Source organism: Chryseobacterium sp. ISL-6 (assembly GCF_018613715.1).
Lineage (GTDB): Bacteria > Bacteroidota > Bacteroidia > Flavobacteriales > Weeksellaceae > Chryseobacterium > Chryseobacterium paludis.
Genome location: NZ_JAGGPT010000001.1, coordinates 32,423 through 57,025 on the forward strand (window position 1 = coordinate 32,423; position 24,603 = coordinate 57,025).

The 24,603-nt window shown below is 33.6% G+C and carries 22 protein-coding genes and 1 riboswitch; of the genes, 6 read left to right on the top strand and 16 right to left on the bottom strand.

Features of this window, described 5'->3' with window-relative positions; genetic code table 11:
* Positions 1-112: 112 nt before the first annotated feature.
* From J7E44_RS00130 to J7E44_RS00145, 4 genes are all read left to right on the top strand, one after another.
* Positions 113-706, top strand: a complete 594-nt coding sequence (locus tag J7E44_RS00130) for a TetR/AcrR family transcriptional regulator (protein ID WP_214824138.1) — start codon at positions 113-115, stop codon at positions 704-706.
* Between the two features lie 96 nt (positions 707-802).
* Positions 803-2,155 carry a TolC family protein gene (locus tag J7E44_RS00135; protein ID WP_214824140.1) on the top strand — a complete coding sequence of 451 codons (1,353 nt, stop codon included), beginning with the start codon at positions 803-805 and terminating at the stop codon, positions 2,153-2,155.
* A gap of 5 nt (positions 2,156-2,160) precedes the next feature.
* Positions 2,161-3,222: an efflux RND transporter periplasmic adaptor subunit gene (locus J7E44_RS00140; protein WP_214824143.1), complete on the top strand. Its 1,062-nt coding sequence runs from the start codon at positions 2,161-2,163 to the stop codon at positions 3,220-3,222.
* 6 nt (positions 3,223-3,228) lie between these two features.
* On the top strand, positions 3,229-6,414 hold the full coding sequence (locus J7E44_RS00145; protein ID WP_214824146.1) for an efflux RND transporter permease subunit: 3,186 nt from the start codon (positions 3,229-3,231) through the stop codon (positions 6,412-6,414).
* Positions 6,415-6,730: 316 nt separating this feature from the next.
* Here J7E44_RS00145 and J7E44_RS00150 read toward each other — a convergent pair whose 3' ends face one another.
* Positions 6,731-7,177, bottom strand: a complete 447-nt coding sequence (locus tag J7E44_RS00150; protein WP_214824148.1) for a KTSC domain-containing protein — start codon at positions 7,175-7,177, stop codon at positions 6,731-6,733.
* Positions 7,178-7,465: 288 nt separating this feature from the next.
* On the opposite strand from J7E44_RS00150, the gene J7E44_RS00155 reads away from it, so the two are divergent.
* Positions 7,466-7,840, top strand: coding sequence for a helix-turn-helix transcriptional regulator (locus tag J7E44_RS00155; protein WP_214824153.1), 375 nt, complete (start codon positions 7,466-7,468; stop codon positions 7,838-7,840).
* Positions 7,841-7,931: 91 nt separating this feature from the next.
* On the opposite strand, the gene J7E44_RS00160 is transcribed toward J7E44_RS00155, so the two are convergent.
* The 4 genes from J7E44_RS00160 to metE form a co-directional block, all read right to left on the bottom strand.
* On the bottom strand, positions 7,932-9,035 hold the full coding sequence (locus tag J7E44_RS00160; protein ID WP_214824156.1) for a DUF3800 domain-containing protein: 1,104 nt from the start codon (positions 9,033-9,035) through the stop codon (positions 7,932-7,934).
* A 42-nt stretch (positions 9,036-9,077) separates the two neighbouring features.
* Complete coding sequence (locus J7E44_RS00165) at positions 9,078-10,952, bottom strand: P-loop NTPase fold protein (protein WP_214824158.1); 1,875 nt, start codon at positions 10,950-10,952, stop codon at positions 9,078-9,080.
* Between the two features lie 259 nt (positions 10,953-11,211).
* Complete coding sequence (locus tag J7E44_RS00170) at positions 11,212-11,964, bottom strand: nuclear transport factor 2 family protein (protein ID WP_214824161.1); 753 nt, start codon at positions 11,962-11,964, stop codon at positions 11,212-11,214.
* 105 nt (positions 11,965-12,069) lie between these two features.
* Positions 12,070-14,379, bottom strand: a complete 2,310-nt coding sequence (gene metE / locus J7E44_RS00175) for a 5-methyltetrahydropteroyltriglutamate--homocysteine S-methyltransferase (RefSeq protein ID WP_214824164.1) — start codon at positions 14,377-14,379, stop codon at positions 12,070-12,072.
* 412 nt (positions 14,380-14,791) lie between these two features.
* Positions 14,792-14,976, bottom strand: a riboswitch (cobalamin riboswitch).
* Positions 14,977-15,130: 154 nt separating this feature from the next.
* On the opposite strand from metE, the gene J7E44_RS00180 reads away from it, so the two are divergent.
* Positions 15,131-15,592 (top strand): Lrp/AsnC family transcriptional regulator, encoded by a 462-nt coding sequence (locus J7E44_RS00180; protein WP_214824167.1) that lies wholly within the window; start codon positions 15,131-15,133, stop codon positions 15,590-15,592.
* An 18-nt stretch (positions 15,593-15,610) separates the two neighbouring features.
* Here the strand turns inward: J7E44_RS00180 and J7E44_RS00185 are convergent, their stop codons facing one another.
* The 11 genes from J7E44_RS00185 to J7E44_RS00235 form a co-directional block, all read right to left on the bottom strand.
* A complete protein-coding gene (locus J7E44_RS00185; RefSeq protein ID WP_214824169.1) occupies positions 15,611-16,141 on the bottom strand; it encodes a Crp/Fnr family transcriptional regulator in 531 nt (176 codons plus the stop codon).
* 14 nt (positions 16,142-16,155) lie between these two features.
* Entirely contained in the window at positions 16,156-16,536 is a 381-nt protein-coding gene (locus tag J7E44_RS00190; RefSeq protein ID WP_214824173.1) for a VOC family protein, read from the bottom strand.
* 473 nt (positions 16,537-17,009) lie between these two features.
* Complete coding sequence (locus J7E44_RS00195; protein WP_214824175.1) at positions 17,010-17,591, bottom strand: hypothetical protein; 582 nt, start codon at positions 17,589-17,591, stop codon at positions 17,010-17,012.
* Positions 17,592-17,729: 138 nt separating this feature from the next.
* Positions 17,730-18,311: a GDP-mannose pyrophosphatase NudK gene (nudK, locus tag J7E44_RS00200; RefSeq protein ID WP_214824177.1), complete on the bottom strand. Its 582-nt coding sequence runs from the start codon at positions 18,309-18,311 to the stop codon at positions 17,730-17,732.
* Positions 18,301-18,657 (bottom strand): DUF4406 domain-containing protein, encoded by a 357-nt coding sequence (locus J7E44_RS00205; RefSeq protein ID WP_214824179.1) that lies wholly within the window; start codon positions 18,655-18,657, stop codon positions 18,301-18,303. Before J7E44_RS00205 ends, nudK begins: the two co-directional genes overlap by 11 nt.
* Positions 18,658-18,725: 68 nt before the next feature.
* Positions 18,726-19,307 carry a Crp/Fnr family transcriptional regulator gene (locus tag J7E44_RS00210; protein WP_214824181.1) on the bottom strand — a complete coding sequence of 194 codons (582 nt, stop codon included), beginning with the start codon at positions 19,305-19,307 and terminating at the stop codon, positions 18,726-18,728.
* 146 nt (positions 19,308-19,453) lie between these two features.
* Positions 19,454-21,709 carry an ATP-binding cassette domain-containing protein gene (locus J7E44_RS00215; protein WP_214824183.1) on the bottom strand — a complete coding sequence of 752 codons (2,256 nt, stop codon included), beginning with the start codon at positions 21,707-21,709 and terminating at the stop codon, positions 19,454-19,456.
* Between the two features lie 81 nt (positions 21,710-21,790).
* Positions 21,791-22,696: a TIGR01777 family oxidoreductase gene (locus J7E44_RS00220; protein ID WP_214824186.1), complete on the bottom strand. Its 906-nt coding sequence runs from the start codon at positions 22,694-22,696 to the stop codon at positions 21,791-21,793.
* Positions 22,697-22,719: 23 nt separating this feature from the next.
* Entirely contained in the window at positions 22,720-23,064 is a 345-nt protein-coding gene (locus J7E44_RS00225) for a hypothetical protein (RefSeq protein WP_214824188.1), read from the bottom strand.
* Between the two features lie 4 nt (positions 23,065-23,068).
* Positions 23,069-23,665 carry an HPP family protein gene (locus tag J7E44_RS00230; protein ID WP_214824190.1) on the bottom strand — a complete coding sequence of 199 codons (597 nt, stop codon included), beginning with the start codon at positions 23,663-23,665 and terminating at the stop codon, positions 23,069-23,071.
* A gap of 10 nt (positions 23,666-23,675) precedes the next feature.
* Entirely contained in the window at positions 23,676-24,572 is an 897-nt protein-coding gene (locus tag J7E44_RS00235; protein WP_214824192.1) for an arginase family protein, read from the bottom strand.
* Positions 24,573-24,603 lie beyond the last annotated feature (31 nt).

The following is a 24,603-nucleotide window of genomic DNA, read 5'->3' on the forward strand; positions in this document are numbered from 1 at the left end:
ACTGTTTGTTTTAAAACATGATGTAAATCATAATAATTGTTTAATTATTTTGTTTAACAATTTTGTCAAAAAAAATTTTTGATTTACATTTGCACAAATTTGTTTAACAAAAATGTCAAACCAAGCAAAAAAAGACCAAACACAAGAATTGATCAAAGAAACCGCGAAGAATTTATTCTTTGTGAAAGGGAAATTTGATGCTACTACGCAAGAGATTGCAGATGAAGCCGGGGTAAACAGAACGCTTATTAATTACTATTTCCGTTCCAGAGATAATCTGATGCAGATCGTTTTTAATGAAGCGCAGAAGGTAGAACAGGAGAAATCTAAGATTATTCAAAACTCTTCTTTACCATTTAAAGAAAAGATGAGCCAGTTTATAGAAGGCAGTTTGGCTACAAGCTTACAATATCCTTATCTGGAAACGTATATTGTTTCGCAGATCAATAAAGGAAACTGCCACCAGAAAGATATTGAAGAGGAGGATTTGAAAAAGATGTATGAAGATATTGAAAAGGAAATGGAATTGGGAAATATTGAAAGAATGAAACCCATTCAGTTTATATTAAATATGGTTTCCCTTTTAGTTTTTCCAAGTGCCATACGACCTCTTTTAATGGAGAATCTAATGATAAGTGATAAAGAATTTGATAAGATTATATCAGAGCGAAAAGAGATCATACTTAACATGTTATTTAAAAATTAGTTAAAAACTTAAAGTATTTTTAAATATGATACGTCCTTTAGGAATAAAGTATTTTGAGAACAACATTCTATTAAAAAATAAACGAAGTAATAAATTATGAAAAGAAAACGTATAACTGCAATCAAGCTAAAAATTGGGATAGCTGCAGCATTTATGATTTTCGGCTATTCATCAGTGTCTGCTCAACAGCAGGTTTCCCTACAGGAAGCTATCAAGCAGGCGCTCCAAAATAAAGCAGAAGCCAAAAAAGCTGCTTTACAGATCAAAAAAGCTGAATACAAAATTGATGAAGCCAGAGCAGGGGCATTACCTCAAGTTACTGGTACTGCTGCCTTAACCTATAATCCTATTATTCAGCAGTCGTTGCTGGAATTTGGTGGACAAAGGATAACAGCTCAGTTGGGACAGCCTTGGAGCACCAATGCAGGAATAAATGTTCAACAGGCCCTATTTGATCAAAGAGTTTTTACTGGTCTTAAAGCTGCAAAATCAACAAGAGAGTTTTACATCCTGAATGCTCAATTGACCAATGAACAGATCATTGAAAATGTAGCGACGGCTTATTATCAGGTTTTTGTACAGGAAGAAAACCTTAAAACGGTAGAAGTAAGTTATTCAAACACCGAAAGGGTAAGAAATGTGATCAAAAGCTTATTGGATAATGGATTGGCCAAATCTATTGATCTCGACCGTACAAATGTACAGCTGACTAATATTGGATCAAACAGACAGCAGCTGATCAATTCCGTAGAACTTTCAAAAAATGCTTTAAAGTTTTATATGGGAGTTCCTATTGATACCAAAATCGAACTTGAAGAAAAAACGATTGAACCAAGACCTGAGCTTATTATGAGCAATGTGAATCTGGACGATCGTTTAGAGCTGAAAGTAAAGAACAAAAACAGAGAGCTTCTCGTGTTTAATAAGAAAGCGACGGAAGCTTATCTTTATCCTACTGTAAGTCTTCAGGCAAACTATGCGTGGGCTGCAACAGGAAAGAAATTTCCTCTTACCAATGGTCTGAGTAATGGTGTACTTTGGAGTGATTATTCTGCAATAGGATTGAATATAAATGTTCCGATCTTCACAGGTGGTGCTACAAAAGCTAAGATCCAACAGGCGGAAATTGATATTCAGGATTTAGATCAGGATATTCAGAATACCCAGTTAAGTTTAAGTTTGGATTATAAAAATGCAATTTCCAATATGGAGAATTCAATCATTAATATCCAGAGCATGAAAGATAATGTAGGCCTTGCAGAAAGAGTACAGAAAAATACTCAATCCAATTACCAGAACGGTTTGGCTACGCTTACAGAAGTTTTGGATTCTGAAAATGCTTTAACAGAAGCGAAACAGAATTATTCAAATGCATTGTTAGACTATAAGCAGGCTGAGATCAAATTAATTAAAGCTAAAGGAGAATTAAACACACTACAAAACCCATAACTAAAATGAAAAAAACTTTAATATATATCATCGTAGCAGCCGTACTTATAGGTTTAGCGGCATATAAGATTGCAGGAAACAAGGAAAAACAGACGCAGGAAGTTAAAGAAGTTGCAAAACAGGTTGACAAGATCAATGTGAATGTTGTTACTGTAAAAAGAGAAAATATAGATACAGATTATTCTGCTAACGGTACTTTTTTACCAAAGCAGGAAATGAATCAGGCTTCTGAAATTGCCGGACGTATCGTGAGTGTTTTGGTAAAAGAAGGTTCAAGAGTTTCTGCTGGTCAGACTTTAGCAACTATTAAAAGAGATGCTATCGAAGTTGATGTAACACAGGCTCAGAACAACTTACAAAATGCCATTATAGATAACCAACGTTATGAAAATGCATACAAGACTGGTGGTGTTACTAAACAACAATTGGATAACTCAAGATTACAGTTAAAAAATATGCAGGCTGCCGTAAAAGCTCAGGGAGTAAGAGTAAATGATACAAGCATCCGTGCAGGTATCAGTGGTACCGTTAACAAAAAAATGGTTGAACCGGGAAGTGTTGTTGCAATAGGAAATTCAATGTTTGAAATTGTTAATATCAACAGCTTAAAACTTTCTGTATTAGTGGACGAAAGCCAGATTGGAAGAATTCAATTGGGTCAGGAGGTTCCAATTAACGTAAACGTTTTACCAGAAGGTTCTTTCAGTGGAAGAATTACATTTATTGCTCCTAAGAGTGATGCTTCTTTAAATTTCCCGGTTGAAATTGAGATTCAAAATAACGGACAACTGAAAGCAGGTATGTATGCTACAGCCATATTTAAAACCAATCACGGAGCTGAAACTCAAAATATGTTAACTGTTCCTTCAGAAGCATTCGTAAATGGAGTAAGTTCAGGTCAGTTATTTGTTGTTCAAAACGGAACTGCCAAACTGATCAAAGTAACGATTGGAAAAGTATACGGAGATAAAGTACAGGTTTTATCTGGTCTTACTGATGGACAACAGGTAATTACCAGTGGACAGATCAACTTGGATAACGGGTCAAAAATCAATATTGTAAAGTAGTAGACCATGAAGTTAGCAGAAATATCGATTAAAAGACCATCGTTAGTTATTGTATTATTTACAATTCTGACATTGGGAGGTATCCTGAGTTATACACTCATGGGATACGAATTGATTCCGAAGTTCGAAACCAATATGGTAACGATTTCTACGACCTATCCTGGAGCTTCTCCTGCAGAGGTGGAAACTTCCGTTACCCGGAAGATTGAGGACGCCGTTGGATCTTTGGAAAACGTAAAAAAAGTAGAATCTTCTTCATACGAAAGTTTATCTGTAATCATGGTTCAGCTGAACGATGGAGCGGATGTAGATTATGCTTTGAATGATGCTCAGCGTAAGGTAAATGCAGTTCTTAAAGATCTTCCGGATGATGTAGATCCACCTTCACTGAACAAATTCTCTTTGGATGATTTACCAATTATCACGATGAGTATTTCATCTGATAAATTGAACAATAAAGAGCTTTATGATCTTTTAGATAAAAAAATAGAACCTATTTTCTCTCGGGTAAATGGTGTGGCACAAGTTGATCTTGTGGGTGGACAGGAAAGAGAAATTCAGGTAAACCTTGATGAGAAGAAATTGCAGGGTTATGGACTTTCCATTGCTGATGTACAACAGGCTATTCTTTCATCAAACTTAGATTTCCCTACAGGTAGTTTGAAAACGAGAACTTCAAAATCTACGATCAGATTATCAGGAAAATATAAGTCAACTCAGGAAATGAACAACCTTGTGGTTTCTAATAAAGATGGAGCTCAGGTTCGTTTATCTGATATTGCAACGGTTTTTGACTCTCAGAAAGATGTTGAAAAAGTAGCAAGGTTCAATCAGTTTCCTACGATCTTAATGCAGGTTAAAAAACAATCGGATGCCAATGCGGTTGCCGTATCTGAAAGTGTTCAGAAAACGATTGCAACAGTAGAAGCAGCCTATAAAGTTCAGGGAATAAAAGTAAAAGTAGTAAATGATACTACAGACTTTACCCTTGAATCTGCCAACCACGTAATTTTCGACTTATTCTTAGCGATTATTCTTGTGGCAGTGGTGATGTTATTATTCCTTCACAGTATTAGAAATGCCTTCATTGTAATGGTTTCCATTCCGGCTTCATTAATTGCTGCTTTCATTGGAATGAACCTGATGGGGTATACTTTGAACTTGATGAGTTTACTTGGACTTTCCCTTGTGGTGGGTATCCTTGTGGATGATGCGATCGTGGTACTGGAAAACATTTACCGTCACATGGAGATGGGTAAAAGTAAGATCAGGGCTGCATATGACGGAGCTTCGGAAATTGGATTTACCGTTGCGGCGATTACATTGGTAATTGTGGTGGTATTCCTTCCGATTGCGATGAGTTCAGGTCTGGTAGCAAATATCCTGGGGCAGTTTTGCGTCACGGTAGTTATTGCCACCTTATTATCATTGTTGGCTTCATTTACAATCATTCCTTGGTTATCATCAAGATTTGGTAAACTGGAACATTTAACAGGTAAAAACTGGTTCGAGAAATTCATTCTTTGGTTTGAAGGGTTGATTGACAAATTCACACACTGGATCACTGGAATTCTTGAATGGTGTCTGAAATCAACATTAAGAAGAATATCAACAGTGGTGATCACTTTTATTATTCTGATCTCTTCATTCATGTTGGTAGCATTTGGTTTTATCGGTGGTGAATTCTTCCCTCCAATTGACCGTGGTCAGTTCTTGGTTCAAATGGAATTGTCAAAAGATGCAACGGTTGAAAAGACCAACCAGTTAACATTAGATGTTGAGAAATATTTAAGAAACGATAAAGATGTTGTTGATTTGATTACAACAGTAGGTCAGCAGTCAACAGGTTTTGGTGGAGCGCAGGCTACAACCTACCAATCTGAAGTTCAGGTAAACCTTACCGATAAATCTGAGCGTGCTGAAAGTACCAACATCAAAGCGGCTAAAGTAAAAAGAGCTTTAGAAGAGAAATTTACAGGAGTTGAGTTTAAAACTGCGCCAATTGGTATCCTGGGAGCTGAAAATGCACCGATCGAAATGGTAGTAACAGCTCCGGATAATGCTACAGCAGTAAAAGAGGCTACAAGAATTCTAGAACTCTTGAAAAAAGTTCCTGGAGCGGTGGATGCTGAATTATCAACAGATACCGGTAACCCTGAAGTTCAGGTGAACATCGACAGAGATAAAATGGCTTCTTTAGGCTTGAATCTTCAAAGTGTAGGACAAACAATGCAGACTGCATTTAACGGAAATACAGATGGGAAATTCAGAGCCGGAGAATATGAATATGATATTAATATCCGTTTCGGAGATGCCAACAGACAGTCTATCGATGACGTTAAAAACCTAATGTTTACAAATCCTAAAGGAGAACAGGTTCGTTTGAGCCAGTTTGCAGAAGTAAAAATGGGTTCTGGACCAAGCTTACTTGAACGTAGAGATAAATCTCCTTCCGTAAAAGTAAGAGCAAAAGCAGTAGGTAGACCAGTGGGTGACGTTGCCAATGAATGGGCAGACCAATTCATGAAGAGCGATAAAAAACCTATTGGGGTAGATTACATCTGGAGTGGTGATATGGAAAACCAGCAGGAAGGTTTCGGTACGTTAGGTATTGCTTTATTAGCGGCTATCGTATTGGTTTACCTGGTAATGGTTTCATTGTATGACAGTTTCGTTTATCCGTTTGTGGTATTGTTCTCAATTCCATTGGCGATGATCGGGGTAATGGTAATCCTTGCCTTAACTGCGAATTCACTGAACATCTTTACGATGCTAGGGATGATCATGTTGATTGGTCTGGTAGCAAAGAATGCGATCTTGATTGTCGACTTTACGAATGCCAGAAAAGCAGCAGGATCAAATACACACGATGCATTGGTTCAGGCTAACCATGCCCGTCTTCGTCCGATCCTTATGACAACAATCGCGATGATCTTCGGGATGTTGCCAATTGCATTGGCTAGTGGAGCAGGAGCTGAATTTAATAAAGGTCTGGCGTGGGTAGTTATCGGTGGTTTGACATCGTCTCTATTCCTTACCTTGATTATCGTACCGGTAGTATACTCTTTATTTGATTCAATTCTTCGTAGAATGGGTCAACATAAGAAAACTGACTACGATGCTGAAATGAAAGCTGATTATGTACATAAAGAACTAAGTGAAGACGGATACACTCCGAAACATTTAGATTAATATAACAACCTTAATTAACCTAGAAACCGTATCAATTTTTGATACGGTTTTTTGTTTGGATTCTTTATTGAATAGTTTTATGACTTGAGGTATAAGTTTAGATTCCTACGGAATGACAAAGTGGGTCGAAATCTAGATGAAAATCTGCGTCATCTGCTCAATCTGCTAAAGAAAAAGTCAATCAATAGGAGCAGGTTTTAACCCGCTTATCAATAAGCATAAACAATTTAGCCAAAACTTAAAGATCTCATTTTTTCCATAACAAAAAAGGCTTCCAGAACAAACTGAAAGCCTTCATTATCTTTTACAGAAAAGATTAATCTGCCATTACTTCACCAGACTTTCTATAGATAAAACTTCCATAGATGTGTCTTCTTGCAAAGCGGCTTGGTGAATCAGCATTAACCATTTTAATATAGGTATTTCTTGGAACCCCAATATATTCATACATTTTGCCATTCAAATGTTGAACTTTTAAAATCTGCTTTTCAAAATAGAAATCCTGAATAATAGATTTTGTAATCGTTTCCGTATATTCTTCTTTGTATTTTTCCTGTGTTTCCGGGTTGATACTCACCAAAAAATGGTAAGCTTCGATCACAGATTTGCTTTTTTCTTCTGCTTCCAGTTTCCCGGCTTCGTCATTGATGAATTTATCAGGATGTGAATCTTTCATCGTATTTCTATAAATCGTCTTTAACTCTTTTAAAGTAACTGTTTTATCAACCCCAAGAAGCTTTCTGTGTTCACCAACTCTTTTCATAACTAAATATTTACTGATTTTTAAGGTTCTATCTAATTGCTATCTTCGTCAGCATTTATTTGTGTAATACTGTTAGTGAAGAAGTCATCATATGAATCCTTATTTCGGGGTGCAAAATTAGGCAATTAAAATTTAAAAAGCATAACTTGTTCAATATTAATTTATTTGATCTCCTTTTGTACTATAAAATGATAAAATACAATTGGGAATAAATTGTTTTTAAATATGACTTAGAGGCATTTAAGGAAACAAAGTCTTATTTTTTTTATATTTGTAAAAAAGCAGATTATGCAAAAAGAAAAATTACGTGTTCTAAGGAAGAAAAAAGGATATACTCAACAGCAAATTGCTGATGTAATTGCTACCGATGTATCCAATTACTGTAGAAAGGAAGGCGGAGATGTGAAAATAATACATGAGGAATGGGATAAGATTGCTAATTTTCTTGAAGTGCCGGTTGAGGAGATCTATGAAGAGGATGAAGGTAAAGTCATTATCGAAAATCCGGTATTTAATGATAGCCCGGGTTCTTCAGTTAATGGAAATGTTTTTGGTAATCATACAGTAAATATTACTAATGATTTAGCTATAGAAATTATTAAAAATTTGCAGGAATATATTGGCTTGTTAAAAGAAGAAGTTAAAAGATTAAAAGGCGAATAGTTTTAGCGGTAGTTTATTTAAACATACAAACAAAAAAACATCTATCTGAATGCTTTTTTATTATGTAATAGATATATTATTAACATATCTATTAAAATGGGATGATTGAGTCTTCTAAGAATTTAATTTTTATAAGTTCATCATTACTCACGGTTTGATATATAAAAGCTTTGTTTTTATTTTCTGAAAAGGAAAGTAGATCATAGAAAGATTGCAATGTAGAAATTTGAATTTCACTAAATTCCTTTATGTCTAATTTTATTTTGTTGATAGAAGTGTCATTGATATAGTTATATAACTTTCCAATAAAACCTATTAATATATCTGATAGTTGAATTAATTGATTGTTTGTTGAGTCAATAAATTTATAATTTTCAATTTTTTTGTTATCGTAAGTCAGATTTAATTGATTTAATAATTCTTCAATAGTCACTTCATTATCAAAAAGATGTTCAGAGTTAATAAACAGATAAATTGTTCGTAGATAAAATGTTTGAAAATCAGTGATTAATTCATGATTTTTTTCATCCATTATAAAATATAAATTCTTTGTTTCTTTACTATTCTTTAATAGCATTAAAATAATTCCATTTTCTAAACTTGGTGGTTCTAGTTCATAAATTTTAATTAACTCATCAAGAAAAAATATAACTTTATTTTCTTTTAAATTAGGATAGTCGTAATTAAAAAAAACAGATATAAATTTAGTTATGTTTTTTTTAACACATATATAGAGATTATTTTTTAATAGCCTATTGTAGGGTATTAAATCATCTGCCTTTGATGCTATCAATAGTGAGTCAATGATATCAACTATTGAAAAATACAAAAAATTCAAAGATGAATAATGAATAGCTATATTGTTTTGTTTTAAAAATTCAAAAACCGAAGAAAGATGATTTGATTTTAGACAATTTAAAAAATCTCCTTTGGCAATATGTTTTAATTTGACTTCCTTGACATTGTGTTGAAGTTTAAAATTGGAAAATAAAGACTGTGTGTCTATATTTTCATCATTTTCTAAAACAATACCACCTAAAATGAAATTTGTTTTAATAGATTCATTAAATGAATCTTCTTTTAAATAATATCTTCTAATATTGTTGGTTTCATCGTAGTAAAATTTATACTTTTTATCTAATTTTTTTAAATTAAACATTTCGATATTGGAAGATCTTAATTCTTTGGTTTCCATAGTTTATCGTTTTTAAGTTTTTTACTAATATTTGTTCTTTTTTTATTCTAGTTTTAAGATTATCTTGTTAATTTCAGTGATTAAATTCTCAATCATCTGTAATTTCAATTTTTTATCTAAAAAATTTTTCTTTTTTATAATTAAATTGTCTTTAAGTCCTTTTAAAAAATTGATTTCTTCTTTTTGAAAATCTTCAACTATTCTTGTAGAATAGTTTTCAGGATAATATCTATAAACAAAATATTCTTTTAACTCAAAAATATCTTTATTTTTTAAGTTTATTATTATTTCTGAAAATTTTTCAGAATCTATATTTTTGAATATTGGTGTATTTTCATAAATTTTTCTGCTGAAATTATCATACTGTTTAAAAACAGTGTATAAGTCATCAATCGTTTTTTCATTAATATTATAAATAATATCACTTACGTAGTTTTCAGATATCTGTTTTTGTTGGCTTAATATACAATTTTTAAAATGTAAAATGAGTTCTTTAAATTCTTCGGTATTTTCAGATGCATAAGATTTTTTTAATGTTCCATGAAGAATTGAATTGAGATGGATGATTTCATGAAGGTTTTTTATATTAGAGATTAAATTTTTTGCTCGAGTGAGCACTTCTGCTTTACTTTTATTATAAAGATTATTGTCGACTAGACTAAATAATATTCCAGAGATATGAAGGATTTCTGGAAAATTTAAATCTTCACTTTCAAAAAAATCTTTTTCAACTTTAGGTAAGATTTCTATAAATTCTTCATCCTCTAGATATTTCCAATACCATAATTTTTCCCAGTTTTTTTCTTCAGATGGATTATATATAATAGAATGATTAATTTCATTAACAATTTTTTCATAAACTCCATTCGCTATATAATTAACTAATTCAGAAGACGAAAATAATTTAGTTGAATGAAGTAAATTATCAGACTTAATTGCTTCTTCATAGTTTTGGAGATTTCCTTTTCCTTCAGAAATAAATATTTGTTGAAAATTATTAATATCTAAATTTCCAGTGTTATATTCTAGATAAAAAATTAAAAAATAAGCTAAAAAATTCTTAAATAAATATTCGAAATTTTCTAGATGCTTTTTTAAAGTTGGATCAGTCAAGTTTATTAGTCTTTCGAAGTCAAATATGGCTCTCTGAAGAACTCTTAAATTTTGTTTCTCGGAGGTAACAAATATTTTTAAGATTAAGTCTTTATACTTAATTAATAGATTTTTTATATCAGGAGATCCAATTTGATCAATAAAATATTGTATTGCTGCATCTGTATTTGGAGAAACTTCAAAAGTCTTTCCTATTACTTTTTCTTTAAAGGTTAAATAGGAATATTTTGGTTTTTCCAATTTATCTTTTTCTATGATTTTTTCTTCATCTGATATTAAAATTATCTTACATTTTGAATGTTCCACAAAATCGTTGATAAAACCATAAATCTCATCTACTGGGATTTTGCATCTTTCAATATCATCAAATATTATTACTCTATTACCTTTGATATTATCGTTATCTTGCTTAAAAATTGAAATAACATCAAAATTTAGAGTTAAAGCGCTATCAACTTTTTCATCTTTATTATAGTCAAAATCTATTTTTAATGTTGACTTTATAAATCCTTTAAGGATTGCAGTTGCAACTTTAACCCCCTTAGAATGTAGAAATGGGGAAATCTTTTCTTTTAATTTATCGATAATTTCTTTTCTTGAATTCAATCCGTTTAAAGAAATATATATGGGACTTAATACGATGAAATCATCATCAGCAATATTGGGAGTTGACCATTTCTCAATTAACTTCTTTATAAAGAAAGTTTTTCCGGATCCCCAACTTCCTTTTATTAAAATTGCAAAGTTTATATTCTCTGCTTTCACATAATAATCTAAATAATCAATAATATGTTTGTTATCCATAGTTTTAGTTTGATCAAATTTAATATTATAAATGTAAAAAACCTTTCTTTAAGTAAAAAAAAGACAGGAGCTTTCACTCCTGCCTCAATAAAAAATAATAATCAGCTCTATTAAACTTTCTTTAGCATAAGCTGCTGTCACTTCTTTGAAGTTTCATTCTATAGCGATAACATTAATAATGTAATTAATAAGTGTATTAGTTTTTAATACCAAAGCCATTCTCAAGAGAATGGCTTTGAACTACAAAAAAAGGAATCATTTAAAACTTTCCATTGTTATTTTTCCAATTTTCTTTTGATGGAATTTCTTCTATAGTATCCCAATGTTCGATAATTTTTCCGTTTTCGATACGGAATAAATCGTAGAAAGAAGTGTGTTTTCCGGCAAAATGACCTTCGCTTGTTGTGAGCACAAAATTACCTTCACCCAATACTAAGTGAATGGTGTCGTATTGCATGGTGATGCCTTGAGAAGCCATATGATCCATGGCCTTTCCCAATCCCGATAGGCCATCGCCTATTTGCGGGTTGTGCTGGGTATAGTTTTCACCATCAATGTAACTGTTTAATCTTTCCATTTTCCCCTGTACTAAAATATCTTCTACAAAGTCTCTTGCTAATGTTTTGTTAGCTTCTGTTTTCTCTAAATCCTTAATCGTCGTTGTACCATCTGTCATAGTGTGTCCACTTGGGTTTGGAGCAGATGTTTCCTGAAGATTATCCCAGTGTTCTACAGCCTTTCCATCTTCGAAACGGAAGATATCGAAGCCTGTTTTTGGACCAAAAAAGTTGTAATCTACATGGCAGAAAGCATAATCACCGTCTTGAAAAGCTCTTATGATATTTACCTTTGTTGTATCTATCGGAAGCTGAGAAAATAAGGTGGCTAAGCCTGCGGGCCCTTCAGCAATATTCAGATTGTGTTGCACATACTTCGCCTCATTGATGTGATCAAGATGTACCCGAGTTTCAATAGCATTTAAAAGTGCTATTGCTTTTTGTTTGTTTTCCATTTTTTTTGTGTTTTTTAATTAAGGAGCTTAAGATATGAAAGATGGAGCTAATAAAAAAGCAGGAGCTTTCACTCCTGCCTCAATAAAAAATAATAATCAGCTCTATTAAACTTTCTCAGTCGCATAAGCTGCAGCGACCTCTTTCGAAGCTGCTACCATAGCGATCAATGCTTTTTCAGTTTCATCCCAATGACGGGTTTTTAATCCACAGTCTGGATTTACCCAAAGTTGTTCTGCCGGGATTACGGCTTGTGCTTTTTTTAGTAATGCTACCATTTCCTCTTTCGATGGAACTCTTGGAGAGTGAATGTCATAAACTCCCGGACCGATCTCGTTAGGGTATTTAAAGTCTGCAAAAGCATTCAGTAATTCCATTTGGCTTCTTGAGCATTCTATTGTGATTACATCAGCATCCATATCAGCGATATTGTGGATGATGTCATTAAATTCAGAATAACACATGTGTGTATGGATTTGCGTAGCATCTTCAACACCGCTTGCAGAAATTCTGAAAGCTTCAACGGCCCATTGCAAATAATTCTGCCATTCGGCTTTTCGTAAAGGAAGACCTTCTCTGATGGCAGGTTCATCGATCTGGATAATTCTGATTCCTGCTTTTTCAAGATCGTTTACTTCGTCACGGATTGCCAAAGCAATCTGCTTACAGGTTGTAGAACGAGGCTGATCATCGCGTACAAAAGACCACTGAAGGATCGTTACAGGACCTGTCAACATTCCTTTAACCCATTTTTGCGTTAAAGATTGAGCGTATTGTGACCAATAAACGGTCATCGGTTGTGGTCTGTGAACATCTCCATAAATGACGGGTGGTTTTACACAACGGCTTCCATAACTCTGAACCCATCCATTTTGAGTAAAGGCAAATCCTGCCAGTTGTTCACCAAAATATTCCACCATATCGTTACGCTCAAATTCTCCATGAACCAACACATCAATTCCTATTTCTTCCTGCCAGTTGATGGTTCTTTGGGTTTCTTCTTTAAGCAATTGATCATACTTCTGAGCCGTCAGATCTCCTTTTTTGAATTGGGCTCTCCAGCTTCTTACTTCTTTTGTTTGTGGGAAAGATCCGATCGTTGTCGTTGGGAATAAAGGAAGCTCCAATGCATTCTGCTGTGCTTCTTTTCTTACATTAAAAGGACTATTTCTCTTTGCATCACTTTCTGTAGTTATCGCAACGCGGTTTTTCACATCCTGATTATGAATTAAGGTTGAAACTTTACGGTTTTCAATGGCTTGTTTATTTTCAGCCAATTGTTGCAGTGTGCTGTAATCTGGATTTTCTGAGGCTAGTTTTTTCAAAGTAACAATTTCAGAAACCTTCTGTTTGGCAAAAGCCATCCATTGCTTGATTTCAGGAGATAATATCTTTTCATTTTTCTCCAGATCAAGATCGAAAGGAGAATGGAGTAGTGAGCATGAAGGAGCAATGAAAACTCTTTCAGAACCTAATGCGGTTATGGCTTTCTTGATAAAAGCCAGTGAATGGTTGAAATCATTTTTCCAGATGTTTCTTCCATCAACAACTCCCAATGATAGAATCAACGTTTCAGGAATGGCAGTAAGAACTTCATCCAACTGTTCCGGAGCGCGTACCAGGTCGATGTGTAAAGCATCAATAGGTAGCGTAGTTGCTAGTGAAAGATTATCTTTTAGTCCATCAAAATAGGTGGTAATGATGAATTTAAGATTCGGGAATTGTTCTGTGATCTGGACATAAACAGATTGGTAAACTTCTTTTGCTTTTTGATCAAGATCTAAAGCTAAAAAGGGCTCGTCAAACTGGATCCATTCAGCACCATTATTTTCTAACTCTTTTAAAATTTCAGTATAAACAGGAAGCAAGTTCTGAGCTAAATCCAATTTGTCAAAGCCATCTTCTTTTTCCTTTCCTAATAGTAAATACGTAACCAATCCAATGATAACAGGTTTTGCACTGATCCCTGCTTCTTTAGCTTCAATAAACTCATTGACGATCTTATTGGAGAATAATCTGAATTGCTGATCTTTCTGAAATTCGGGAACGATATAATGGTAATTGGTGTCAAACCATTTTGTCATTTCCATCGCCGTAATATCTAAACCTTCTTTCTGATGGCCTCTTGCCATAGCAAAATACAGATCAATCTCATTTGAAGTAATGTCCTGATAACGCGCAGGAATAGCACCAACTGACAGGGTCATATCCAATACTTGGTCGTAAAATGAAAAATCATTTGATGGAATAAGATCGATTCCGGCATCCTGTTGTAATTTCCAGTTTTGTTTTCTGATGGTTTTTCCAACCTCTAAAAGTTCCTGTAATGTTGTTTTGCCCGACCAATATTGCTCGCAGGCTTTTTTGAGTTCTCTGTTGCTACCAATTCGCGGGTAACCTAGGATGTGTGTTTGCATTTTCTTTTAAACTTTTAATTAAATTTTAGTTTTTAAAAGTTCTTTTAGAATGCTTCGTAATACGATCGGGAAAGAGTTTTCAGCAATAGAGAAGATACAATATGGACGTAATTTTCCTGTTTAAGGAAGAGATTAGAGAGTAACTTTGAAATAATTTTTTTTAACGCAAAGTTTATTTCTAATTCTTCTTATTTAAGAAGGCAAAGGAGAAATCAATTTCATTGATTTTGAAGAAGCATGCGTTTTATCCATAAGCTTCATCAGCGACAGCGTCGCATCTCTTTGCTCCTTAAAACTAAGGAATCTTTAGAATAAATCTTTGCGTTTAAACTCATATCCATTCCAAGTCTAAACAACCCAATACGTTCAAAAAGTATCATCTGTATGACCAAAAGCTTCAAACCGCGAAAGCATTGTCAATTCGGAAAAGGCAGGTCTCCTGACTTGTAACAGTTTTGTCATCCTTCCCGCTTCTGGCAGTGGATCTGCAAGGACAAAAACCTTTGGTGTGTTACTTACAGTTGCGCGACAGTTCGTGATTTTCACACGATTCCCTATTAATTTACTTTAAGTAAAACCTTTTCCGTTTGATGAAGTATGTTAAAGAACAAAATAGGGTGTAAAGGTATTGAATAAAGTAATTTTATTGGTATTGTTTTAAATATTAGGAATAAAATTTTGTTTTAATTTAATTTTAAAGTTATTTATTCTGTAAATTTGAAAAAATCAATCGAAAAAAGAATATTATCCTGTGGAAAGACTCGACGATAAGGATCTTCAACTGTTAAGAATCCTGCAAAAGAATGCTAAACTGACGGTTAAAGAATTGGCCAAAGAAATAAACCTTTCTCCATCACCAGTTTTTGAACGGGTAAAAAGACTGGAGCAGGAAGGCTATATCAAACATTACGCTGCGGTTTTGGAAGCTGAAAAACTAAATCGTGGTTTTACCGTTTTTTGTCAGGTGAAATTAAAGATTCACGATCGGTCGGTAGGAAATGAATTTGTGAAAGAAATTGTACAAATTGAAGAAGTAGCAGAATGCTACAATATTTCAGGAGATTTCGATTTCCTGCTTAAAGTTCAGGTAAGGGATATGAAACATTACCAGGATTTTGTATTCAACAAATTAGGGTCTGTAGATTCCATAGGAAGTACCCACAGTACTTTTGTGATGGCTGAGGTGAAGAACAATCATGGAGTTACGATATAAACAATCAGAGCTTCAATATTACTTTTTTGCTCTTATCCTACTCAACGAAACAGAGGTTATCCCCAGATAGGATGCAATATAATATTGCGGAACGCGGCGGAAAATTTCCGGTGATTGTTTAAGCAATTCGGCATATCTTTCTTCGGCACTGTCCTTTATCCGAGAAATAAAAAGTTTCTGATATTTAAGCAGACGCTCTTGCAAATAACTGTAATAGAATTCCTTAATATGCGGATTAAGCTCCATCTTTTGCCTGAACTCTTCAATAGAAGTACTGTAAACAACAGAAGGCTCTATCATTTCGATATTATAAATACTTGGTGAATTGTAAAATAAACTTTCCCATGATGAGATAAGGTTACCTTCAAATAAAAACTGGAAAGTAATTTCCTTACCATCATTATTAAGCCAGCCTCTTGCTACTCCTTTTTCAAGATAGTAGAATTTACGGGCCATTTTACCTTCTTCCGTTAATAAGGTTTTAGGAGCAAGTTCCTCCTTATCAAAACCATTTAGTATTTCGTCTAAAACATTTTTATCCAGGGACATACTTATGACGGGATTTAAATATAATTACTTACTTCAATAAGGTTCATATCAGGATCTCTGAAATATATTGATCTTATTTTGCCCATCGCACCTGTTCTCTCGACGATACCTTCAATGATCTCAATGTTTTTATGTTGTAATTCCTTTAAAACCTCATTGATATCTGTTGCTGCAATAAAACATAGATCTGCAGAACCGGGAGTTGGATGTTCTGCTTTGGGCTCAAACTCTTTTCCTTTTTGGTGAAGATTGATCTTTTGGTTTCCAAAAGTCAACGCTTTTCTGTTATCTCCGAAGGTTACGACTTCGAAGCCGAGAATATGGGTATAGAACCCGATTGTTTTATCGATATTGGCTACGGTTAAAACGATGTGATCGATGTTTTTGATTTCCATTGTTTTTGTTTTTTTTAAACACTAATGACACTAGTATGTATTTGTGAATATTAGTGTTACATATTAGTGATATTTGTGTTTAATATTTTAGATCTTTATAAGATTATTTTAACCTGTAACTCTAAATCTTCAAACTTAATTAATATGATTTTGAATCTTTGGATTTTTGAATTTTACGCTTTAGTAATAAATAAATTAAAGCAGATACTAAGAAAATAACTGATTGGATAATAATGACAGTTATTTCTGACTCAGGTTCAGCAAATCTAATCATAAAGCTAAAAACTGAAATGGGAAATGTTATGATTAGACCATAAATTGAATATTGAGTAAAAAATATATATGAAGGATAGCAGCCCAAAACTGAAACAAATGCAATTATTTGATAAATTAAAAATAGTAAGAAAAATACATTAAGTTGTTTAATGCTTGATATTTTTAAATTCATTTAGGATTGAAATTTTTTTTAATATTTAATCCATCCTCTGCTGCTGCAAATACGTCAAAGTAGAATTTTTAATAAATTCTTCCATCGTGGTTTCTTTACTCGCATTTTTATTGGTCAACTCAAACAGATACTGAATTAAGTTACCCAGTTTATTGTCCTTACAGGTAATTCTAAACCTCTTGGCTTTAGGATTTGAACCTAGAAAAGTGAGTTCAGTTGTATTGCTTAATTTAACATTGTTGACATCAAAACCGGCACGTGGATTTTTTTGAAGACGTAGAAATCTTTTTTGGGTTTTATCCGTGCTTTCTTCTATGAATTTTTCCATTTGATAATCCGTTAGAAGCTGTGGATAAATTAATCCCTGTTGTAATATTAAACTGGTTACCTTATCAGATTTATCATATAAGATCGTTTTGTCATCAAACTGAATCTGAGTGTCCTTTACAACAATCTTTCCTTCAAATCTTGGATAGGTTTTCTTCTTGTATTCATTTTTGAATTGCTCAGTAATAGCCTTTTCTTTGCTGCTTGAGGTTTCTTTTTTCTGACCAAAAGTAGCTATTGATAATGATAACAAGAGGATAAATGAAAATTGCCGTCTCATATTTTTTTGATTTTTAAAATGTATTTCCCCTTCCTTTTTTAAGAAATTCTTAAGATGAAAATACGGAAATGAAAATACATATTTTTATTTTAAAATTAGTTTTTATGGATTTTAGTTTTTTTAGCAGCAAATATGATGCTATAGAATATTTTTAACGCGTAAATGCTGAAGAAGCATGATTGTTTTTGCATCTTTAATCTCACCAGTATCGATCATTTTTAAGGTTTCATTAAAAGAAAGTTCTAAAACTTGAATATCTTCACCCTCTTCCTCAAGCCCACCACCAGCTGAAGTTTTCATTTCTGTAGAATATTCTGCAATAAAAAAATAAAGGATCTCAGTGACGGAGCCTGGTGACATATAAGATTCAAAAATCTTTTCTACTTTGGAGATCTGATATCCGGTTTCTTCTTCCGTCTCCCTTTTAATACAGTCTTCAGGATTGTCATTATCCAATAATCCGGCACAGGCTTCGATAAGCATACCTGTAGTATTCCCATTAATAAAAGTAGGCAATCGAAATTGCCTTGTTAAAATAACGGTTTTTGAATTTTTATTGTAAAGTAAAATAGTAGCACCATTTCCTCTGTCATAAGCTTCTCTGCTTTGAGTTTCTATGGTTCCGTTACTTTTTAATTTTTCATAAGTAACTTTATTTAAAGTGTACCAATTATCGGATAAAATTTCTGTCTTTGTAATTTTTACTTTATTATTCTGCATGTGGAATATCTTCAATATTATAGTAAACTTTCAAACCTCTTTCTTTAGCAATTCTTACATCTTCATCTGCACCTTTTGAAGCACCCTCCAAACGTAATATGGCATCACATTTTTCCAGAATACGATGGGCAACAGGGTATTGTATCTCCTGCCATGCTTCATCACCTAACTGTTTGGAACCCGCGAGATGGATTAATGGCAGAGCCACCCATTCTCCAATCATGGGAATATGACCTTTTCTGAAAATAGGTAATGCAGCTGATTCAAGGTTATTTAAATTCTGTTGTATGAGTTGAGGGTCGTCATTGGTGCCACTGCGATAGGGTCCGGCAATAAGTATGAGCATAATATTTTCTATTTTGAACAAAATAACAGAACTTAAAATGTAAAAAAAATAAGATAGTTTAAGAGTCGTTATTTTTTGTGTTTATTTGTTTTTATTGTACTTAAGAATTCGGGTGTGATCCCCAGATAGGATGCAATTTGCTTTTGTGTAATCCTTTCTGCTGCCAATGGATATTTTTGAAGAAAAGCATAATACCGCTCTTCGGCTGTCAGTGAAAGATTTTCAATAATTCTAAGCTGCTCTCTTGTGTATGCATTTTGCATCATGATCCTGAAAAATCTTTCAAACTTTGGAATTTTCTGGTACAGATTATCTAAATCATCTTTTTTTAACTGTAGAACAACACTGTCTTCTAATGCTTCAATATTCAGCATTGCAGGGTGGTGATTAATAAAGCAGTACATATCTGTAATCCACCAATCCGGCATAGCAAACATAATAGTAGATTCTTTCCCTGAAACATCCATGTAAAAAGCTCTTAAAAGTCCTGATTGAACAAAGTAGATCTCTTTGCAGAGTTGCTGTTGCTTTAGAACTAATTCTTTTTTTTGAACTGTTCTTTCTTTCAATAAAGAGTTGAAGTAGGTAACTTCCTCATTATTAAGCGAAATGTGTTTGGTTATATTCTTTAAAATTAAACTGTCATTCATGGGTACCCGATGGTCACTATTTCTTTACATACAAACGCTAAATTAATGTTTCTTTTTCAAGAACCTTTCATTATTCCTTTGAATTCAGGGAAATTAAAGGGATATCTGTAGAACATCAAGGGTTTAAAGCAGTTATGATTAGTGATTTATTTACCGTTCAAATGTTTTTTCAAATATTTCGAAGTTTCAGAATGATGATCTTTCAGTAAATTTTCTACGGTTCCTTCAAATACAACTTTACCGCCCAATTTTCCTGCTCCAGGACCAATATCGATGATCCAGTCGGCTTGTGCAATAATATCCAGATTGTGCTCAATAATAATCAGCGTGTTACCGGTTTTTATTAATTCCTCGAAGAATGAAAGTAGCTTTTCATTATCAATGGGGTGAAGTCCGGTGCTGGGTTCATCGAGAACGATAACCTTCGCTGTATGATTCAATTCTTTAGTAAGTTTTAAACGTTGCCTTTCACCTCCCGAAAAGCTGTCGAGCCGTTGTCCCAGAGTTAAATAATCTAATCCCAGTTTGATCAGTAAGCTGAGTTCATGTTCGAATTCTGGTTTTGGAAAAAAGTGCAATGCATCCAACACGGTCATTTCCATGATTTCAGCGATATTTTTTTTGTGATAATGATATTGTAAAACTTCTGGTTTATAGCCTGAACCCTGACATACCTCGCAAGGCTGTTCAATATCATCCATAAAGGCAAGATCTATTTTTTCAACACCTAAACCTTTGCAGTTTGGACAGGCGCCTTCTCCATTACGACTAAAAAGTTTATCAGATACCTTATTGGCCTGTGAAAAAAGTTTCCTCACCGTATTTGATAAATTTAAATAGGTCAATAAATTGGAGCGGCTGCTGGCTGTAAAAACGGACTGATCTATGATGGTTACTTCAGGATAGAAGAGGGGTAGAATTTTATTAATTAAAGTACTTTTCCCTGAACCTGCAACACCCGTTACCACGGTCATAATTCCTGTTGGAATCTTTATGCTGATATCTTTTACATTAAAAAGGCTGCCATTTTTTATTTCAATAGATCCTTTTGCTGAACGTGGATTTTTATTAAAATTTCGTTTTTTGCTAAAGTAACTTCCTGTTTTACCTTTAGCATTTTTTAAATTTTTAAAAGTCCCCTGGTACATAATTTCACCCCCATTTTTCCCTGATTCAGGTCCCATATCAATAATGAGATCAGCTATTTTAATAAGATCGGGATCATGTTCAACGATCAAAACTGTATTTCCTTTATCTCTGATTTTTTTGATGATGTCTACAATATGGTCGATATCTTTAGGATGTAGTCCTATACTCGGTTCATCAAAAATATATAATAAATCAACCAAACTGTTTCCTAATTGCTTTACCATCTTTATCCGTTGAGATTCACCTCCGGAAAGGGTATCCGTTTGTCTGTCCAGAGTGAGATACTGTAAACCGATGTCAATTAGATTTTGCAGTTTTTTTTCGAGTTCCTGAAAAATCGAAGAATAAGTTTTGGATGGGATGTCTTGCAGAAAAGCGAAAAGATCATCAACAGATAATGCTGTGCAGTCTGCAATGTTTAGCCCTTCAATTTTACAGGACAAGATTTTAGCGTTTAATCTTTGGCCTTTACATAGCGGACAATTCTTTGTAATAATAACTTTTTTTAAAGTCTCTTTTCTGGTAACATTTTCTTGAGAGTCTTTTTTTAAGAATGAATTTTCAATTCGTGGAATGACTCCTTTATATTTCACTGTTTTACCCCATTCTTTGGAAGGCTTTTTAGGCGTGTGTTCTTCTGCATGCAACAATAGTTCCCATTCTTCTTTTGTAAAATCCTTTAGCTTTTTATCATTATCAAAATAACCGGAATGAATATAACGGGTTAATCGCCATCCACCAGGCTGAAAAGTAGGGAATTGGATGGCACCTTCGTTCAAAGATTTATTTTTATCGAATAGCGTTTCGGTGTTTACGGTCTGAACATATCCCAACCCTTCACATTCCGGACACATCCCTTGAGGATTATTAAAGGAAAATACATTAGAATACCCTACAAAAGGTTGACCTATTCTCGAGAAAAGTAATCGGAGGGAGGCGTAAATATCTGTTGCTGTTCCTACCGTTGAACGGGCATTTCCACCCAGTCTCTTTTGGTTGATGATAAAAGGAACATTGAGGTTTTCAATTTTATCAACATTGGGAACTCCAAAATGTTGCAAGCGGTTTCTGATAAAACTATTTTGTGTTTCATTGATCTGCCGCTGGGCTTCAGCTCCAATAGTTTCAAAAACCAGAGAAGACTTTCCAGATCCTGAAACACCCGTAAAAACGGTGATTTTGTTTTTTGGAATTTGTAATGAAATGTTTTTAAGATTATTCTGTCGTGCTTTGGTTACAATGATGTCTTTCATAATTTAATATTTACAGATGAAATCAAGTACTTCAATATTGAACAGATACTTTCTTAAGAGGTATCTTTCTGAGAATGGATATTACTTTTTCAGTAAATCTTCCAGTGCTTTTTTTAAATCTGGAAACTGGAATTGAAATCCTGCGTCCTGAATTTTTTGAGAATTAACCCGTGAGCCTTCTAAAAACGCTACAGACAATTCTCCAAATATAAGTTTTAATATAAAAGCAGGAACATTGGGCATAAACAAGGGCTTATGCAGGACTTCCGCTATTTTTTTTGTAAAATTTTCGTTTGTTGTATGTTGCGAAGAAGCTGAATTATATGCTCCCCTCATCTGTGGGTTTTTTAATGCAAATTCATAAATCCCACTCATGTCTTTTAAATGAATCCATGGCATATACTGTTGACCGCTTCCTAATGGTGAACCGATCCAGAACTTAATAGGAACAGCCATCTTTTTTAAAGCTCCTTCCTTTTCAGAAAGGACAATAGAAGTTCTTATTTTTACGACTCTTTCTGCAGCATTTTCTTTAAGGAATTCATCAGCTGCCTCCTCCCACAGAATAACCACCTTTCCAAGAAAATCATTGGCTTTTTCATCTTCTTCGGAATAGATCTTTTGTGAGGTCTTGGCTCCGTAAATTCCAATAGCAGAAGCCGAAATGAAAGACTTTAGTTTGATGTTTTTCTTTTTTAAAGTTTCCAGGATCAGCTTTGCAGAATCAACACGACTGGAAATTATTTCTTTCTTCCTTTCTTCTGTCCATTGTTTTTCAGAAATATTAGCTCCTGCAAGATGAATAATATGGCTCACATTTTCAAATGCAGATTCATCGATTGTTCCTTTATTAATATTCCATTCGTATTCGTTGCTTTTTTCTTTTTTTCGCGTTAAAAATCGAACCGTATATTCCTTATCAATATTTTTCGATAGTTCACGGGCGACCATTCCATTAGCTCCGGTAATTAAAACAACTTCTTTCATAGTATTAATTTAGGTTGGTGTACTTATGCTTGATTTTTTACGATCAAAACAAAATCGTCTTCTAAAAGTTTGTAACCGTAGTCATAAATAAATTTATATTCAGAACCATTTTTATAAACCTTTAGGTTGGTGAAGTAATCAAAATCAAAACCTAAGCCATCCAGTTTCGATCTGGCGATTTTAGTTTTACCATCAATATTGATTTCCGTTAGAATGCGGTAATTTTTACGGAGTTTATTATTGATATTCCGCATCAGATTATTAGAATCTTTGTTCTGTTTATTGTTGTAGGCATTTCGACAGGCATCATTACAGAACTTTTTATCAGACCTGCCAAGTATTTTTTCGCCACATTCAAGACAATCCATACTTTTATTTTTTCATTTTATGTTCGTGTTTTTTTCTTAATAACTTTTTTAACCTGTTATGATTAGGATAGCTTCTGTTGGGAGTAATATTGTTAAAGAATAAAGCCACAAGCAATAGGATGATACATCCTGATAGAACAGGAGATAGCGCATACCAGTATCCCAATTCAGGAATTTTACCAGAGGACGTAACGGCAATCAATGCTGTAGCACCACCCGGAGGATGTAATGTCTTGGTGTATTGCATCAAAACAATTGAAAATGCAACAGCTAAAGGTGCAGAAAGCCAAACAATATCAGGAACGATCTTATATATCGTAACACCTACCAATGCTGAAAGAACATGTCCGCCGATTAAATTTCTGGGTTGTGCAAGTGGACTTTGAATGGCTCCATAGATCAAAACACTGGATGCTCCAAATGAACCAATAAGAAAAATGTTTTCCTGTTCCAAAAGATAATGGGATTGTATAAATGCAATAATCCCAATTCCGAAAAATGCACCTAAAAAAGACCAGAAATGCTCTTTGTAATCAACAAGTGTTTCTTTATAAATTACGTATTTTGAAACCCTGAATGTTCTTTTTATTTTCTGCTTCATATTTTCTGCTTTAATTTTTTATCATTTGCGTTAAATTCTCAATAAAAGCCCTTGTATAAAGGCCTTCCTTGTCATAGTCAGGGTCTAATATAGTGATTTCAATTCCAAAACACTTATTATTTTTCATCAATGGAATTAAAATTTCTTTGAGATTATCATAGTCAATTCCATCTTCCATTCTACTGTCTACAGCTGGCATAATTTCATCTTTTAAAACATCCACATCAAAATGGATAAAGAAGCCATCTAAATTCTTTTCCTGAATCATTTTTAAGAAATCTTCAGTTGTTTTTGTGAAACCGTTTTTTCTTAAGTTTTCAAGATCATAATAATGTACATCAGAATTGATAATCTGATCAACATATTCTTCGTCATCCATTTCTGCATTTCCGACACAGAAAATGTTCTCTTCTAAAAAATAAGGTTTTAGATCTTCAATATTCGTTAATTTTTCATGTCCCATTCCTGAAACAATAGCCAGATCCATTCCTGCAACACCCCCGCTCGGAGAGAGTTGTGGTGGAATAAAATCGGTATGACCATCGAGGTAGAACAATCCAAAATTTCCAAGCTTTTTTAGTGCAACGGCAGCTCCGATCAGAATACTGCAGTCACCTCCAATCATGATATTGAATATATCTTTATTAAAATTATTGAGAATAAGTTCGGATTGCCTTTTTGCATATTCAATGATCTGATCAGGATTTTTAACCTGTGTTTCTTCATCAAAATACATGGTATATTCCGGAGCTTCTAACCTGAACGTATTTCTGGGACTAAGTTTATCGTGAAAGCCAAATTTTCGAAGCCAGTCAGGAAGTTTTCTAACACCTGGCTCTATCTCGTGTTCTTTTTTGGTGAGACCCAAATTGAATGGAAACTCAAAAATATTGATCTCTCTTTTCATAGACTGAATGTTTATTCAAAGATAAGGATTA